This is a genomic window from Microcoleus sp. N9_A2 (assembly GCF_036701775.1).
Lineage (GTDB): Bacteria > Cyanobacteriota > Cyanobacteriia > Cyanobacteriales > Microcoleaceae > Microcoleus.
In genome coordinates this window covers 14,248-31,712 of sequence record NZ_JAUBRH010000022.1, presented here as the reverse complement: position 1 = coordinate 31,712, position 17,465 = coordinate 14,248, and the positions used below count along the sequence as shown (strand labels likewise).

The following is a 17,465-nucleotide window of genomic DNA, read 5'->3' as shown; positions in this document are numbered from 1 at the left end:
CTCAATATTTTTACTCAAAACTCATGAAAATTAATACTTAAAGCCTCATCCCTCATTTTATCAAATCATCAGCCACCAGTTCACCCGGAGAAAAGCGAGAAAATAGCAGTTCTCAACTCCCTGAAATACAGATAGGCGGTAAGGACACAGCAGTGCTGTTTCCTGAATCTGCTGTGTCCTGAATATATGGCAGACAATTGAGAATCGCTAAAGCAATCCTATTGCAGTTGCGAACTAATTTTTGTTAAAGTAAACTATCCATTAAGTTCATCACTTGGATAGCTTCATCGGACAAAGATAGAGATGTTTGTTGATTTAGGTGATGCTCCAAAACTCCTTTGAGGGCAATCAATTTCATGCTATTTTCTGCTAAAGTTTCAGCAATAGCTGGTGCTGACGGCAAATAGCCGATCGCCCCCAAGTCCATCAAAGCCGATCGCCTCAACTGCAAATTATCCCCATTCAAAGCACTTACCAACCGCTCTCCGTAAACCCGCTCACCAGTTAACTGATACATCGCCCGCGCCGCAGCGTACTGCACCCGCTCCACAGAATGTTCTAAAAAAGGTGAAATTAGCGGTATTGCTTCTGTCGCTTCCAGCGTTCCCAAAGCTTCAATTACCGAGTCGTAAGGCTGCACTAGATGCGCTTTTCCAGGCACTCGCACCGCCGCAGCTACGCCCCCATCTAAGACTTTCATTAGCGGATCAATAGAATCGCGATCGCCCAGCATTTCGAGAGCTTGAGCCGCCGCTTCCCGCACGTAATAATCGGCGCATTCCAAACAGTGAGTCAGCGCTGGTAAGGCTTGTTTGTCGCCCAATTTACCCAGAGCCCGCGCCGCATTTCGTAATAGGGAATAATCGCCAATTTTTGTTTGTTCTGATTCTTCTTGCAAGGCGGCAATCAAAGCTGCAATAGCTGCCGGTTCCTTAACTCGAAATCTGCCAATCCACCAAGCAGCATAATAGCGGAGACTGTAATCTTGGGAGTGCAAATTTGCGATCGCCTGTTCTACTGTTAAAGACTCGCCCTCAGCTACACCCGCCGGCGGTGAGTCTGATTCGTAATAATCCATAGTCATTAGTTATTAGTTATTAGGAAACTCGGCGATTTCAATCGCTACTACACAGACGAAACCCGCTCTTAGGCGGGTTGGGGAAACTCGGCGATTGAAATCGCCCGTTCTAACTCACATCTTGCACCATTGTCAGCAACAGGCAAGATGCCTGTTCCACAAAGAATTAATTTCTTGTGGAACAGGCATCTTGCCTGTTCATAAAAGGCTTATTGAGCATCGTGCAAGATGTGAGTTTTAACGAACTTTGTTTGTGTAGGAGCGATTTTCATCGCCCCTGCAACCAAACTATTCGTGTTCACCCGATGATTCATGCGATGATTCTGCGATCGCACTTAAAGGCTGAATGCTCACAATTTTCCCGCCCATGCGAGTAATCCGCTGCATTTCTTGATTCATCCGATTGTACGGCACGGTGATAAATGTACTCGCGCTCGATCGAATCGAATAATCAATATTTTCTGTATCATCGCTTTGGCGCAAGCCAACAACTTCGTACCGAAAACAGCGACCTGCGGAAGCTGTATTGCCACTTTTTCCAGCTACAATTTGACCCAACATAAGCTTCTTGGTAATTGGTAATTCTGACTGTTGACTGTTGACTGTTGACTGTTGACTGTTGACTAAAAGCTAGTAACTGCCAACTGCCAACTGCCAACTGCCAACTGCCAACTTACTAAATTGGAGTAATGCTGGCGATTTTCGCGCCCATGCGTTGAAATTTCTGCATTTGCGAGGACAACTCCTCAACAGGTACGATGAAAGCCTTGCTGCTGCGGCGCACGCTGGGATAGCCGCCCGTGCGAATGCCCGAAACTTCCACGCGCACCAGCCGTCCTTCTTTGCCGTAAGCTGCAGCGCCGCCGAAAGTGCTGCTGGGAGTTACGTTTCTGGCAGAAGGCCGATAAGCCCAACCTTCGTTACCGCCAGAAGGCCCAACTACAGCCGTAGCGGTGTTAGTGCCGAGTTCGACAGCTAAGCGAGAGTTATTGCCTTCTAGTTGAGATGTATCGCTGTTTGCATAGCCACGATACAACCGGAACATCCGGGTAAAACCAACGGTTTTTTGACCACGCTGGGTGTTAAAGCCGCGGTAGTAAGGGACGGTACTATCGCCAAAGTTTTCTTGATACTCTACTGAATCGATGTAAGAATCAATATCAGCGTCGTAGCCTTGTGTTTGGTACAAATCTAAGTGCTCAACTACTTCAGATTCGTCGTAGGGAGCGCGACCGAGCAAGTGTTTGTAGTTTAGTTCGATCGTCCTAGTTTGGAAACTGTTGTAAAAAAACTTGGTTTTGTACAGTTCTGACTTAGCTACAGCGCGTACAAATTCTCGTACACTCAAACTGCCGTCCCGCAGCAAAGACTCGGAACTTGTAAGTCGCTCGGATTTCATTAAATAGTCGTTGCCCAGCACCTGACGGTAAACGGCACGAATCACCGTTTCAACGTCGTCTTTGGTGTAGTTCGGGCGCAATTCTACCTTCGGCGCATCGCTCAATGCGGATGTTCCTAGTCTGGACGCTGCTGTTGTAATCGCCACCAGATTTTCTCCTAAATTATTAATGACAAAAGTTTAATGCTTGGTTGCACTTGAAATTTTTAGGACTAAGGATAATATGCCTCAAAGTAGGGTGTGCACTGCACACCTTACCTATACACATAAAATTGAAAATTTTTTAGCCTTAGTCCTAATTTGCTAAAGACGTTTCAAAAAAACGTCTTTACAAACTTTAAGCTGTGGTAATACTTACCACTTTGCCGCCACGTTTGTTGATTTGCTGCAAGCGGCTCGAAAGTTGCTCGTAAGGCACAAGATATTCGGTAGTAGTCCGCCGCACTTGGGGCGAAAAATTAGCCGACCCTTGCATTGCGGTGACTCGGTAGAGTTGACCACGAGAACCGCCGGATGTGCCGCCTAGGGCTTTTCCGATGGAGGCCGTGTATATCGGCGAAGCCATATTTCTCGCTACTTCCCAAGTCAGACGGGCTTGGGTTTGGTTTTGCGATCGATCGCTAGAAGCAAAACCCCGGTACAGTTGAAACATCCGGTTAAAACCGACGGTTTTTTGACCTCTTTGAGTCGCGAAACCGCGATAGTAAGGCACTATACTTTCGCCAAAATTTTCTTGATACTCAACTGAGTCAATGTAAGAATTGATTTCAGCTTCGTAGCCTTCTGCATTGTACAAATCAACGTGGAAAGCAATTTCCGACTCGTCGTAAGGAGCGCGGCCCAACAAATGCTTGTAATTAAGCTCAATTAACCGCGTTTGCGAGTTCGGATAAAAAAACTTTTTCCGATAAGTTTCGGAATGTGCAATTGACCGCACAAAATCTTTCACTGAAATCTGCCCTTGCAGCAGCAGAGATTCAGCACTGGTAAGTCGTTCGCTCGACATTAAATACTCGTTGCCGAAAACTTGGCTGTAAGCAGCGCGAATTACTGCTTTCGCATCGTCTTGCGTCCAGTGTGGACGCAGTTCTACCCGTCCCGCTTCTTCAAATGCTTTTATTCCCAAGCGTTCTGCTGCACCTAATCCCGCCATTTTCGCTTCTCCCTTTTTTGCTTTAAAAATTGAAAACTGCTTAAAAAAGTATTTGCAAAACTAGGCTTCGATCGCAGATGCCCGGAATTGTAAACAACCGCTAACACTTAAGCTAACAGCAGCTTACAATCCCGGGCATCACGCAAATCTAGCTCAGAGCGTTGATTGCGTAGTCGATGTAGGAAGTCGCTTCAGTTGCAGCGTCGCCACTCAGACCGTGGTTGGCTTTGATGTACTTGAGAGCTTCAACGTACCAGCTAGGAGACAATTCAAATGTCCGGTTGATTTCGTCAACACCTGCAATCAGGTACTCGTCCATCGGACCGGTGCCGCCTGCAACTAAGCAGTAGGTTACCATCCGCAGGTAGTAGCCGATGTCGCGAGAGCACTTGGCTTTACCTGTTGGGGTAGAAGCGTAGTTCGGGCCTTGCATTTGTTGGGTGTACGGGAATTTGTTGTACACAGCTTGAGCTGCACCGTCGATCAAGCGCTGAGAGTTGGCGGTCAAAGCCTTGGCTGCTTCCAAACCTGCTGCTGCTTGGCGGAAACGGCCGAAGGCAACTTGTAGTTCAGTGCTGCTCAGGAAACGACCTTGAGAATCGGCTGCTGTTACTGCTTCAGTCAAAGGGGTTTTCATTGTTCTGGTTTCTCCCTAATGTTGTGTTGTTTTTGTACAAAAATGATTGTTTGCAAAAATGCGATGCTCGCTTCTTTACAAGAAAGGTTCGCTTGGCTATTTTTAGCCGACTGCACTAGCTGCGCGGTCGAAGTAGCTGCCGATTTCAGACATTAGCGAGTTGCAATCACCACGGGTAACGCCGTTGGGGTCGTTAGCGATCGCGATTGCTGCTTCCTTCATTTTTTGCACGCCGGCTGCAACTGAGCCACCGGGAACTCCCAGAGCTTGGTATGTTTCGCGCAAACCGTTCAAGCAGCGATCGTCCAAAACGCTGGCGTCGCCTGCAAATGTTGCATAGGTGACATAGCGCAAGATGATTTCCATATCGCGCAAGCAAGCTGCCATGCGGCGGTTGGTGTATGCGTTGCCACCAGGAGCGATCAGTTGTGGCTGTTCGGCAAACAGGGTGCGAGCTGCATTGGCTACGATGCTGGATGCGTTGCCGGTGATGCGGTTTACTGCGTCAATCCGCTTGTTGGCGTCGGAAACCATGCTGCTGAGAGCATCGAGTTGACCCTGAGCTAGAAATTCGCCCCGAGCGTCAGATTGGGAAACCACTTTTGTAAATGCGTCAAACATGAAAGAACTCTCCTACTTGAGTTAATTGAGTTTGGTTGCGGTATAAAACCGTTAAGTTAAATTTGTTCAGGCTACGAGTGCCTGCAAGGGTTGAAATTTGATGCCAGCTAATCTGCTGGTCCGATCGAGTTTTCCCTTTCCGCTACCTGCACTATTGTTACATCGTAACGGACATTTAAGAAACCTTAGAATTTTTTACATCTTTTATGAGATGCGACAAACCTTGTCAATCAGTGTTTTTGTTAACTTTGGCCTGTCGTTTCAACCCTCTGATAATCTTTATACAACGCTCGCCCGTCTTTGTTTATTACAAATTATTACAGACAGTTATTTCTCTAAGAAGGTAAATAACGGGGAGGAGAAGTGCGGGCAAATCTCCTTCCTGCGGTAGATGCGGGGTTGCCCAAAAAATAAAACTTTGCTTCAATAGCCCCTGCAGGGGCGGTAGAACCGAGCCGAACATTCCCGTGGCCCGATCGCCTGTGTTGGCTTTCCCACGGAAAAGCGAATTGTTAAGAATAGTTAAGCAAATTAAAGTTTTGGTAAAAGAAGGCTGGGGGAATAGGGAAAAAAGCAAAAATTCTGCCCAATGTCAGGATGGCGGCAGAATTGGGTGTGGGCAAAATCCAAAAGATTGTGAACCCCCTCGCCACAGCCTCAGCTTTTGCCGGAAATATCAGCATTTAGCGACAAAACTCAGCCTTTGGAAGTTGAAAGACCGGGCCCGGTCTTTCATAACGCGGGAATTCTCTTGTATCATGGGGAGTCCTTGGACTTGACTCAAGACCAAGCATCTACTCTGTCCCCTGCAGCGGTTGCAAAAAAACTTTCTTAATATATATATGTTTTGCTTCCCACAGGCTAGTCCCACGCAAGCGTGTGGGAAGCTGAGCATTGTGGAGGGTGAGAAAACCAACATAGGCCCAGACCTGTCAACGCAGCGCCATTTTTTAAAAAATGGGGAATAGATGGGTTCGGATACGAGCGTTTTATTATGTTTTTTTTTAAGGTAGCTTTTAACCTGCCGCGCACGCTTGCATCCGGGCACTAAAGTCACTTTTGCTTTCAGCTTCTTTTCTGTGTAATAGCCGAAATAATTGCTAATTTTTAGTAGTAAGGTGGATAAGTGCTATCAGCGGTAGGTCTACAAACGGCGCGATCGAGCCACCAGACGCATTGAAGTTAAAAGCTTTTTGCTTCCCCGGCATCGAACCGCCCAAAACCAGTCCCAAGTTAAACAGTTTTTTATTCAGAACTCAAAACTTAAAACTCTCTCACTGTAATCAGCCAGATGGATCGGCTGTAGCTGTCCGGCCGCAACCACCTTTATGCCCCATGCTCGATCGTAATTTATGTCTTCAACTTCTCCCTCTTCTTGGCACACCGTAGCAATTGACCAAACTCTCAAGCAGCTAAGCAGCAACAAAGACGCTGGCTTGAGCAGCCAACAGGTGTCAGAACGCTTGCAGCAATACGGCCCCAACGAACTCGAAGAAACAGGAGGCCGCAGTCCGTGGTCGATTTTTGTCGATCAGTTCACCAACATCATGTTGTTGATGCTGATGGGTGTGGCCGTGATTTCGGGTTTTTTGGACATTCGGTCGAATACTTTTCCCAAAGATGCGATCGCCATTTTTGCGATCGTCATACTCAACGGCATTCTCGGCTATTTCCAAGAGCAAAGTGCTGAAAAAGCCCTCGCAGCCCTCAAAAACCTCGCTTCCCCCCTAGTCAGAGTCCTGCGGGACGGCAAAACTTCGGAAATAGCAGCCAAGGAACTCGTACCCGGAGATGTAATGCTGTTGGAGGCTGGGGTAAAAATAGCAGCAGACGCACGCTTGATCGAAACATCAAATCTGCAAGTCAGAGAATCTGCTTTGACGGGAGAAGCGATCGCAGCTACAAAGCAAGCTGATCTAGAACTGACCGAAGATGCTTCCTTGGGCGATCGACTCAACCTGATTTTTCAGGGAACAGAAGTTGTTCAGGGACGAGCAAAGGCGATCGTCACCAACACCGGAATGAAAACTGAACTGGGCAAAATTGCCACCATGCTTCAGTCAGTAGAAACCGAACCGACTCCCCTGCAACAGCGGATGAGCCAGTTGGGAAATGTTCTAGTCTCCGGAGCCCTAGCCTTAGTCGCAATTGTCGTCATCGGCGGCATGATTACCTTCCAAAACGGCGGCATCGGGTTCGATACCAGCAGGTTTGAAGAGTTGTTAGAAGTTTCTCTCAGCATGGCTGTGGCTGTGGTTCCCGAAGGACTCGCAGCAGTCGTGACAGTTACTCTGGCACTCGGAACTAGGCGGATGGTGAAGCGAAACGCCCTGATTCGCAAACTGCCGGCCGTAGAAACTTTGGGATCAGTTACTACCATTTGTTCTGACAAAACAGGTACTCTGACTCAAAATAAAATGGTAGTTCAGCTAGTCTCTACGGGCGACTGCACAGTCGCCGTCGCAGGCGACGGTTATGCCCCGATCGGAGATTTTACCGATCGCCTGACATCGGCCAAAATTAATAATTTAGAGGAATATCCAGAACTCGAATCTTTATTAATTGCCTGTGCCGTTTGCAACGACGCAGTATTGCAGCACGAACAGCAAGAATGGAAGATTTTGGGCGACCCCACAGAAGGAGCTCTGCTGTCTTTAGCGGGAAAAGCAGGCATTTATAAGGAAAAACAGTGTCAATTGCTGCAACGCACGGCGGAATTTCCTTTTTCTTCCGAACGCAAGCGGATGAGCGTGATTTGCGAAGTCCCCGGCCGATCTCCACATTCGGGATTTCCCTGCGAAAACGGACAGCAGTCGAATTATTTGATGTTTACCAAAGGTTCTCCAGAGTTGACTTTGGAGCGCTGCCAAGGCATTATAGTCGGCGATCGAGTACAACCTTTAACCCAGGAAATGCGCGATCGCATCCTCGTCGAAAACAACAACATGGCAAGCGCCGGTTTGCGAGTCCTCGGATTTGGGTACAAAATCTGGGAAAACCTGCCATCCGAAGGTTCTGAGGAAACCAGCGAACAAGACATGATTTGGCTGGGACTCGTCAGTATGCTCGACGCCCCACGCCCGGAAGTGCGGGAAGCAGTGGTGAAGTGCCGCGATGCGGGCATTCGGGTGGTGATGATTACAGGAGACCACCAGTTGACAGCAAAAGCGATCGCCTACGATTTAGGTATTGCTAAAGAAGGCGATCGAGTTCTCACCGGTCAAGAATTAGAAAAGCTCAGCCAAGAAGAACTCAAACAGCAAGTCGAACAAGTTAGCGTTTACGCCCGCGTTTCCCCCGAACACAAATTGCGGATTGTCCAAGCTTTGCAAAGTTGGGGCAAATTTGTCGCAATGACCGGCGACGGAGTTAACGACGCCCCCGCCTTGAAACAAGCCGATATCGGCATCGCAATGGGAATTACCGGCACCGATGTCAGCAAAGAAGCTAGCGATATGGTGCTCCTCGACGACAACTTCGCAACTATTGTCGCCGCCGCTGAAGAAGGGCGAGTGGTTTATAGCAATATTCGCCGCTTTATTAAATACATTTTGGGCAGTAACATCGGCGAAGTTTTGACAATTGCGGCCGCACCTTTAATGGGTTTGGGAGGAGTGCCACTGACGCCGCTCCAAATTTTGTGGATGAACTTAGTAACAGACGGCGTTCCCGCTTTGGCCTTGGCTGTGGAACCAGGGGAACCGAACGTGATGAAAAAGCCTCCTTTCAGTCCGCGAGAAAGTATTTTTGCGCGGGGTTTGGGTTCTTACATCATTCGCATCGGGATTATTTTTGCAATTTTGACGATCGCAATGATGTCCTGGGCTTACGGATATACCACCAACCCTAACCATGTTGGAGATCCCGAGGCTTGGAAAACAATGGTGTTTACAACTCTTTGTTTGGCACAAATGGGTCACGCGATCGCAATTCGGTCTAACACTCAGCTAACTATCGAGTTAAGCCCCTTCACTAATCTTTTTGTTTGGGGAGCTGTGATTGTTACTACTGCTTTACAATTGATGCTGATTTACGTTCCGCCGCTGAGAGCTTTTTTCGGTACTCACTATTTGTCGGCTTTTGAATTGCTGGTTTGCTTCGGTTTCAGCGCTCTGATGTTTGTGTGGATCGAGATGGAAAAACTGTTTGTGCGCTTTTACAAATCTCGAAAATAGTGTTAACGGCTGACGGATAATGAGCGTTGTTTCATTATTCATTAAATGGCTCTAATTCCGCCCTCTTCTAAACATCCGCAAGATATCCCGCAGGGGTTTTTAACCCCTACCTAAAAGCAAAAGTCCTCGCTATGAGGACTGAAAAAACTATGTTTTAAAAATAAAAAGAAAAATAAAGATTTTTCTGGCAGGGTGATTATCAATAACCCACGTCAACAGTCAACAGTCAACAGTCAACAGTCAACAGTCAACAGTCATTATATTATGTATTTGAAAACGCTGTACTTACGGCAGTTTCGGAACTACTTCGATCAAAAGGTGGCGTTTGACGCTCCCAAAACTATTTTAGTAGGAAATAATGCTCAAGGAAAATCTAACTTGTTAGAAGCGGTAGAGTTGCTTTCCACATTAAAAAGCCACAGAGTATCGCGCGATCGTGATTTAATACTCGACTCAAAGCCGATCGCCCAAATAGATGCTACACTCGAACGTCAAACCGGAGCGATCGACCTATCTTTAACTTTGCGATCCCAGGCGCGTCGAACACTAAAGCTCAACGGTGAACCGCTGCGCCGCCATTTAGACTTTTTGAGCGTCTTAAATGTAGTGCAATTTTCTTGTTTGGATTTGGACTTAGTGCGCGGCGGGCCCGAAGGAAGGCGCAATTGGATCGATCGCTTAGTCATCCAATTAGAACCGATTTACGCTCACATTTTGCAGCAGTACAACCAAATTTTGCGCCAGCGAAACGCTCTATTGAAACGTTCTAAAGCAACCAGGAAAGCCGAATTTTCCGACAGTTTTGACAAAATGCGATTTATCGGATCTGAAACTCCCGAAGACCAAAATATCGCAGAATTCCCAATGTCCAATGCCCAATGCCCACCCTTCGACTTCGCTCAGGGCAAGATGCCCAATGCCCAATCCCCCATTCCCAGTTCAGAATTAGCTTTGTGGGACGCGCAGTTGGCGACAGCGGGGGCTCGCGTCATCCGCAGGCGCGATCGAGTTTTGGAGCGTTTGATGCCTTTAGCTCGAAATTGGCACCGTTCAATTAGCGGTTCAGCAGAAGTTTTAGATGTGAAATACGATGCTAATATTGAAGTAGGCCCGGAATTAATCGCTAAAGATAATCTTGAAGGAGTGCGACAAGCATTTTTAGAGAAAATTCAAAAAAGGGCGATCGCAGAACAGTTTCAAGGAACCACTTTAGTCGGCCCCCACCGCGACGACATTACATTTACAATTAACAATACCCCAGCTCGTCAATACGCATCCCAAGGCCAGCAGCGAACTCTGGTATTAGCATTAAAATTAGCCGAATTGCAGCTTATTGAAGAAATCGTCGGTGAAGCGCCTTTATTGTTGCTCGACGACGTACTTGCAGAACTCGATCTGAGCCGTCAAAATCAACTTTTAGAAACAATTCAAGAACGATTTCAAACTCTGATTACTACAACTCACCTAGGCGCTTTTGATGCTCAGTGGCTGCGACAAACCCAAATTCTCTCCGTCGTTGCTGGACAAATCAATCGATTTTAGATTTTAGATTTTAGATTGACAAATCTTCTGTTTCATGGTAAGGCTACAAAAAAATGATAAATTGGCATTATTAGCTCAATTCGAGATAGGATAAAGGTTAATTTTGATTGCCGCTTTCGCTTCCATTTTTCTAAACCTTATGAAGCATTACATTTCCCGTCTGTTAGCCCTGGTATTAGTTGTTGTCATCGGCGTAGCGGGCTGTACCAATGTTCCGGCCACTCTGAGTGGAGATTATGGCCAAGACACATTAGCATTAGTGAAGAGCTTGAGAACAGCGCTCACTTTGCCAGAGGGCGCGCCGGAAAAAGCAGCCGCCCAAGCCGCTGCTCGCACAAGTATCAACGATTTTTTTGCTGCCTACCGCCGCGATCCTGCTCTTACCAAGCTGGCCTCTTTCACGACAATGCGGACGGCATTAAACTCTTTGGCAGGACATTACAGTTCCTATCCAAACCGTCCCGTTCCTGAAAAATTGAAAAAGCGTCTTGAGTCAGAATTTCAGCAGATTGAAGCTGCTCTTAACAGAGGAGCTTAATCTCAAAATTTAGGATCAAGGATAAATTTTAAGAATTCATCTTTCATCCTTGATAGCTTTGAGTGTTAACAATTTTTAGTAGAAATATCAACTGCTTTTAGCGCCAACTGTACCCAGGCGCTTTTTTATGCAGCATTTAGGGAAAAAATACTGAAAAATTGAATTGGATATGATATCAAATCCGGGATTTTTACCCCCTTTATTTTTGAGTCCGCGAAGGTGCGTGCCTGCTCGCAAACACTTAGGCAGAGGAAAGTTTGTATAACATAGCAGCGGTTTTATCGCCCAGTCTTATCTTACCCGATCGCCCTTATTGAATTTAAATAGCCGCCAGATATAATTTGCATTGTGCGATCGACTTGTGCCATAACTAAGTCAACCGAAAAAAGTAGAAAATTTGTAGCTGCTTGTTGAGCGCGATCGCAAAAATGCGATTGCCACCCAATTTAAACCAGAAAACCCCATTCAATTCTCCCATGAAAATTGCACCAACTCGCATCGCGAATTTTCAACACCAGCGACGCTTTTTAAGTGCGGTAACTGCTGTTTTAACCAGTAGCTTCATCAGCCAGCTTGTTTGGCCGTTTATCGAAACTCAACCAGCTTTTGCCGAAACATCAGCCTATTGCCAATTATCCCAAGAACAGGTCAATCAAAAAGAAGACTTGCGCCGCGCCGCGTTGTCAGGAAAACGGGAATCTCAGCAAGCATATTTTGCTGTTTTGAACAAACACGCGCGGGAAATAGCAGAATGCCGCCAAAAAACTTGGCCCGAAACCCAAGCTGTTTGGCTGCGTTTGTATCCCTGCGATGTCAGGCCCGGAGAACTCGATCGGGTATTAGACAAAGTTGTGAATAAAGGCTACAATCAAGTCTACGTCGAAGTGTTTTACGATGGTCAAGTGCTACTCCCAGCAGCAGACAATCCGACTGCTTGGCCTTCTGTTGTCAGAAATCGTGGCTACGAGAAATATGATTTGTTGGAAAAGGCGATCGCCAAAGGCAAACAACGAGGTTTAAAAGTATACGCCTGGTTATTTACCATGAACTTTGGCTATACCTATGCTCAGCGTTCCGACAGACAACAAACCCTCGCTATCAACGGTAAAAATCAGACAACTTTAACAGTAAATGAAGGCGCAGCAATTAACGAGGACTTCGGAGAAGTTCCCGGCAATCAAGCCTTTATCGATCCGTACAACCCACAAGCACGGCAAGACTATACTTTGTTAGTAAATCAAATAGTCAAGCGCAAGCCACAAGGAATGTTATTCGACTACATTCGCTATCTACGGGGCGTCGGACCCGCTTCAGTTGCTACCAAAGTTCAAGACTTGTGGATTTACGGCCCAGCATCGCAGCAAGTTCTTTTGCAGCGGGCTAGCAATCAGCAAGGGCGAGATTTAATTCAGCGATATTTGACTAAAGGATTTATCAATACTAACGATGTTCAAGCAGTAGTCAAACAGTATCCAACTGAGCGAGAACCTCTTTGGCAGGGCCGAATTCCGCAGGCGATGTCAGTAGCAACTCCACCTTCTAGAAGGGAGAATGCCGCATCAAGAACAGCCTCAACAACTCCCGCCACTAACAAGCCAAACCCTGCAACTCCCACACCAAAACCGACACTGCGGGTTCCCGATACTGGCATTCTGCAAAAAGACCTGTGGAAACTAAGCGTTGCTCACGCAGTCCAAGGGATTTTAGATTTTTTAGGAATAGCAATTCAACCAGCTCAAAGGATAGGAATTCCTGTAGGAGCAGTGTTTTTTCCCACTGCAAATCAAGCGATAAATCAAGGGGGATATGATTCGAGATTGCAGCCTTGGGACACATTTCCGGCTGCTGTGGAATTCCACGCCATGTCTTACGGAAATTGCGGGGATGTAAGCTGCATTGTCCCACAGGTGCAGCGGACAGTAAGTTTAGCGCCTGCAGGAGCAAAAATTATTCCTGCCATTGCTGGAGATTGGGGAAAACCTCTGAAAAATCGGCCGTCATTGGAGATTCAAATGCGAGCAATTCGCTCGGCGACTCCGCAAATTAATGCGGTGAGTCATTTTGCTTTTGGGTGGCAAGAACCGGAGGATGAAAGGGCACGGCAAACTTGCCGATTGTAGGGGGATTAGTTGTTGTAGAGATGCGATTATTTGTAGCGTCTCTACAAAACGGGATTTGGGAAAGCAGTTAACTGTTGGACAAACTCTTGATGTGCCTCACTGTTTAATCCGGCTTGAAGAGTGGCGATCGCACTTGGCATATCCCCATCTATAAGTGCTGAAACAGCCAGCCACAGCCCCGAAAAAACTCGGCTGCGGATAATTCCTTCAGCATCGGGGAGTAGAGAAATATATTCTTCTTCCTGCAAGGAAAACCAATCTATCCGGCGATTCATGACTTGCCAAACGAGATATTCTTTGACTCCATTGCGGCGGTAAACTCGTTTTTTGTCCCGCAGATCGATCGTAGCGGTACTTGCAGAAATTTCGGCAACAAATTCGGGTGCACCTTCAATATAGCCATCATCGCTAAGGCAAGTTTGCCCGCCCTGTTGAGCATCAATTAGCAGTACAGCATCGGGTTGAGGTTCGTTATCCACGTCGAGACGCACGGTGGGATTATCACCGCTCCGAGTATGCGCGGTAAAAGCAACATAGAAGCCAAGACAAGTAATTAGGCGAGCATGGGGTTCGGCGTGGGGTTCAAAGCGTAAGGGTGAAGCCATATAAACAATTCCTTCAATCAATTCTGCTTTTTTGAGTGCGGGCATGGCTGTATAGCGCCGCTCGAATTCTGCGCGGCTGAGCAAATCGCCATTTTCCAGAGGGGGAATCGTGATGCGGCTGAGATTTGCCGGAGCAATCATGGCTTTTCTCCTGTGATGATGCGTTGCTATCTTGAATTTTATCTAATTTTAGACAAAATTGTAAGCTATCGTTATATCGTTAACAGCAAATAGTACAGTTAATGAATCCCAAATTTACTAAAAAATTAGCGATTAAAAGTATTATACTGATTGGAGCGATCGCCCTTTTTTCCCTGTTCCCTAAAAACCCACAAACTGCTAGCTCAAATTCATTCGCCCAAATCCCACCTTTTGACAATTCCCCGCCAAATCTGCTGAAACCTCCAAAACTCATAACACCTCCTTCTCCCTCCGCAACTCCCTCTCCCAAACCCCCGGAACAACCTTTAATATTCGCACCGCCGGCGCAATTTCGCAGCCAGATTGTTTATAAAGCAAGTATCAGCAACTCCAAAGTTATCGCCCTGACATTTGACGACGGCCCTTCGCCTGAAACTTTGAAAATATTAGAAGTTTTGCAGAAACACAACGCTGTGGCTACATTCTTTTTTTTGGGTAGAAATCTGCGAGAATATCCAGAAATTGCTAAAAAAGTTGTGCAAGCCGGAAATGCGATCGGCAATCATACATGGCATCACTTTTATCATAATGTCACTGAGAAAACAGCCTCAAATGAAATCGATTATACAGGCATTCACATTTATCGATCGACTGGTGCCAAAAGTTTATTATTTCGCCCTCCAGGGGGTCGTTTAAATAACGGTTTTGCAGATTACGCCAAAAAGAAAAACCATGTAGTAGTCATGTGGTCGATCGACACTAAAGACTTTTTGCAACCTCCGGCTGCTGCTATAACCCGCACTGTGCTGTCTCAAGCGACATCGGGGGCGATCGTATTGTTGCACGACGGCGGGGGCGATCGCCAGCAAACAGTCGAGGCCGTGTCGGCAATTATTCCCAAACTCAAACAGCAGGGATACCGTTTTGTCACCATACCGCAATTGCTGCAAATGCAAGCAGCCCAAAAACAGCCAAATGGCGATCTCAAGCCCAAATAAACAAAAACCTCAACAAAATCAACTCTACCCATCTGCGTTCACCTGCGTTTATCTGCCTTGATCTGCGGTTGCAATGACACTTATGCTAAAATTATTACCAATAATTCAAACTCGATAAATTATAATGCAAAAACTTCAAGCAAGAGATATTAACCTCCGCTATCTAATCGATAACTTCGGCTTGCAGCGAGTTCGCAAAGCTGATTTTTTCCCAGAATGGCAAGAAAACTTGCCGGAAGTAACAGACTCAGAAAAACAATTACTCGATCGCGTTCAAGACATATATTTCAACTTGGTAGACACCCCGCCCGTGTTGGAAAATGCAGTCAAACTCACGATAGTCAGCCCTATTTTGTTTATTGCCGGTCTGTTTGAGTCTCCTTTTCAAGTCAAAGCCGAAAAATCGATATCCATTCAAGAGGAAGACGAAGGCAGAATCATCGAAGGCAGAATAGATATCCTAATCATGAAAGCAAACTTGTGGGTGACAGTAATTGAATCCAAACAACTTTCGTTTTCAACGGACGAAGCACTCGCACAACTCCTGACATATATGCTGGCAGATCCCGATCCCGAAACTCCTACTTTTGGCATGATTTCCACAGGTGCTAACTTCTCTTTTGTCAAGTTAGTCAGAAGCGAAATAGCCCAGTATGCCTTATCTCCAGAATTTGTAATCCGCAATCCCGGCAATGAATTGTACCGCGTTTTGCAGATTTTTAAAACGCCTAAGTCAACTGCCCGACTAGCAATAAAAGCAATTTTAAGCTTGGTTTTAAAACAGACAATATCTAATATCATGTCCGCCGATAACGACCGCGACAGAACCTTTTTTATGGCCAGACATGATATAATATCTTAAATTTATAACTTCTGCGAGTATGGTAAATTACTGGATAGTCGGCGCTGTAGCAATAGCTTCTGTGTTTTGGGCAGAAATCATCCGAGACTTTTATCACGTCGCGTCTCATTATGTGCCGCCTTTGCAAAAGCTGCACAATTGGCATCACCGCGTTTTCCGCCCGAATTTGACTGCTGTCAGCGAGACAATTTACAAGCAAGCACACTGGCGTCACGATGTGCCCGAAGCTGCGGCGATGATGGTTTTGGGCTTGTTGCTGTGGGTTTTAGCTTATTTTTGGCTGCCGGCATATCACTGGGGCGCAGCAGCAGGTTGTATTTATACTTTAGGCTTTTTGTTGAGTGCGATCGCCCGCGCGTGTGGCATCAAAGGTGCAGACGAATTAACCGACATCACCCACCAACCGGGAGAATTCCAGACTCTACCCGGCAACTGGTTCGTTAATAAACCTTATCATTGGCGGCATCACTTCGACAATCAAAATGCTTACTATTGCGGTACTTTCACCTTAATAGATAAACTTATGGGAACAGCACTTTCTCTTAAAGGCAAAACTGTAGCCGTCACCGGCGCATCGGGAACTTTAGGGCGTTTGCTTCTCAAACACCTGCACAAAGCTGGTGCAAAAGTTATCGCCCTATCCTCTGGAAATGAGGAAATTACTTTGAATATAGGCGGCGATATTTTGCCTGTAAAAACCGTAACTTGGCACGCTGGCGCAGAGGCAGATTTAGCTCAATTGTTAGAAAAAATCGATATTCTCGTGATCAATCACGGGATTAACGTACAGGGAGAAAGAACCGGAGAGGCGATCGCCAACTCATACGAAATTAACACTTTTTCCGCGTGGCGGCTGATGGAACTTTTTTTCTTAACAGTCCGCACTAACGAAAACATCGCTTGCAAAGAAGTCTGGATCAACACTTCAGAAGCAGAAGTAATTCCCGCTGTCAGTCCCCTGTACGAACTCAGCAAGCGCGCCCTGGGAGATTTAGTCACCCTGCGGCGGCTGGACGCGCCCTGCATCGTTCGCAAACTGATTTTAGGGCCGTTTAAAAGCAACTTAAACCCGATCGGCATCATGTCTCCCGACTGGGTAGCGCAGCAAGTTGTCAAGCAAGCTAAAGCTGATGTTCGCAATATCATCGTGACAATTAATCCTTTGACTTTTATCGTTTTTCCAGTCAAAGAGTTTTTTGTTTCTCTCTACTTCCAAATTTTCAGCCGGAAAGCGATTTCAGAGATCGAGGAAGCTGCGGCATCTGAAAAATCTAGCGCGGAAGCAAAGATTAATTGACCAACTAAAACCGGGTTTCCGCAGGGGCGGCGGCTGTGACTGTCCGCCCTGCTGCTAAATTCCACAAAACTAAAGCCTTTGTCATATCGTCACGAGTAAGCTCACGCCCCCACTCCCACAGCCGCAAATCCACTCTTCTGACTCATTGGGCAAAAACTGTTGGGGGGAAGTGGAATCGAGAGCTGTTTCGGGCCCCATTGTCAACATGGTTATGCTTACTGATATAAATTATTAAGTATTTTTACTAACTACGGTCTCTCCTGAGTCACTTCTATCCGCAATAGCACTGTAAGTGCCAG

14 protein-coding genes are annotated in these 17,465 nt (G+C 46.4%); 7 read left to right on the top strand and 7 right to left on the bottom strand.

Going from position 1 to position 17,465, the window contains the following annotated elements; translation table 11 throughout:
* Nucleotides 1-244: 244 nt before the first annotated feature.
* The 6 genes from QUA44_RS15050 to QUA44_RS15025 form a co-directional block, all read right to left on the bottom strand.
* Complete coding sequence (locus QUA44_RS15050) at nucleotides 245-1,084, bottom strand: HEAT repeat domain-containing protein (RefSeq protein WP_333252157.1); 840 nt, start codon at nucleotides 1,082-1,084, stop codon at nucleotides 245-247.
* 282 nt (nucleotides 1,085-1,366) lie between these two features.
* Nucleotides 1,367-1,639, bottom strand: coding sequence for a phycobilisome linker polypeptide (locus QUA44_RS15045; RefSeq protein WP_333252156.1), 273 nt, complete (start codon nucleotides 1,637-1,639; stop codon nucleotides 1,367-1,369).
* 115 nt (nucleotides 1,640-1,754) lie between these two features.
* Complete coding sequence (locus tag QUA44_RS15040; RefSeq protein WP_333252155.1) at nucleotides 1,755-2,624, bottom strand: phycobilisome linker polypeptide; 870 nt, start codon at nucleotides 2,622-2,624, stop codon at nucleotides 1,755-1,757.
* Nucleotides 2,625-2,814: 190 nt separating this feature from the next.
* Complete coding sequence (locus QUA44_RS15035; RefSeq protein ID WP_333252154.1) at nucleotides 2,815-3,630, bottom strand: phycobilisome linker polypeptide; 816 nt, start codon at nucleotides 3,628-3,630, stop codon at nucleotides 2,815-2,817.
* 148 nt (nucleotides 3,631-3,778) lie between these two features.
* Nucleotides 3,779-4,267 (bottom strand): phycocyanin subunit alpha, encoded by a 489-nt coding sequence (cpcA, locus tag QUA44_RS15030; RefSeq protein WP_333252153.1) that lies wholly within the window; start codon nucleotides 4,265-4,267, stop codon nucleotides 3,779-3,781.
* Nucleotides 4,268-4,369: 102 nt separating this feature from the next.
* Nucleotides 4,370-4,888, bottom strand: a complete 519-nt coding sequence (locus tag QUA44_RS15025; RefSeq protein WP_333252152.1) for a phycocyanin subunit beta — start codon at nucleotides 4,886-4,888, stop codon at nucleotides 4,370-4,372.
* Nucleotides 4,889-6,240: 1,352 nt separating this feature from the next.
* Between QUA44_RS15025 and QUA44_RS15020 the strand changes: the two genes are divergently transcribed.
* From QUA44_RS15020 to QUA44_RS15005, 4 genes are all read left to right on the top strand, one after another.
* Complete coding sequence (locus QUA44_RS15020; protein WP_333252150.1) at nucleotides 6,241-9,063, top strand: cation-translocating P-type ATPase; 2,823 nt, start codon at nucleotides 6,241-6,243, stop codon at nucleotides 9,061-9,063.
* 264 nt (nucleotides 9,064-9,327) lie between these two features.
* The gene (locus QUA44_RS15015; RefSeq protein WP_333252196.1) at nucleotides 9,328-10,605 is read left to right on the top strand and encodes a DNA replication/repair protein RecF; all 1,278 of its coding nucleotides are present in this window, start codon (nucleotides 9,328-9,330) and stop codon (nucleotides 10,603-10,605) included.
* 139 nt (nucleotides 10,606-10,744) lie between these two features.
* Nucleotides 10,745-11,143, top strand: a complete 399-nt coding sequence (psb27, locus tag QUA44_RS15010; protein ID WP_006631261.1) for a photosystem II protein Psb27 — start codon at nucleotides 10,745-10,747, stop codon at nucleotides 11,141-11,143.
* 476 nt (nucleotides 11,144-11,619) lie between these two features.
* On the top strand, nucleotides 11,620-13,263 hold the full coding sequence (locus QUA44_RS15005; protein ID WP_333252149.1) for a family 10 glycosylhydrolase: 1,644 nt from the start codon (nucleotides 11,620-11,622) through the stop codon (nucleotides 13,261-13,263).
* A 41-nt stretch (nucleotides 13,264-13,304) separates the two neighbouring features.
* On the opposite strand, the gene QUA44_RS15000 is transcribed toward QUA44_RS15005, so the two are convergent.
* On the bottom strand, nucleotides 13,305-14,009 hold the full coding sequence (locus tag QUA44_RS15000; protein WP_333252148.1) for a Uma2 family endonuclease: 705 nt from the start codon (nucleotides 14,007-14,009) through the stop codon (nucleotides 13,305-13,307).
* 101 nt (nucleotides 14,010-14,110) lie between these two features.
* Here QUA44_RS15000 and QUA44_RS14995 point away from each other — a divergent pair, with 101 nt between their 5' ends.
* The 3 genes from QUA44_RS14995 to QUA44_RS14985 all read left to right on the top strand — a co-directional run bounded on the left by QUA44_RS14995 (nucleotide 14,111) and on the right by QUA44_RS14985 (nucleotide 17,166).
* Nucleotides 14,111-15,007 (top strand): polysaccharide deacetylase family protein, encoded by an 897-nt coding sequence (locus tag QUA44_RS14995; protein WP_333252147.1) that lies wholly within the window; start codon nucleotides 14,111-14,113, stop codon nucleotides 15,005-15,007.
* Between the two features lie 124 nt (nucleotides 15,008-15,131).
* Nucleotides 15,132-15,869: a restriction endonuclease subunit R gene (locus QUA44_RS14990; protein WP_333252146.1), complete on the top strand. Its 738-nt coding sequence runs from the start codon at nucleotides 15,132-15,134 to the stop codon at nucleotides 15,867-15,869.
* Nucleotides 15,870-15,888: 19 nt separating this feature from the next.
* Nucleotides 15,889-17,166, top strand: a complete 1,278-nt coding sequence (locus QUA44_RS14985; RefSeq protein ID WP_333252145.1) for a bifunctional sterol desaturase/short chain dehydrogenase — start codon at nucleotides 15,889-15,891, stop codon at nucleotides 17,164-17,166.
* Nucleotides 17,167-17,465: the final 299 nt, after the last annotated feature.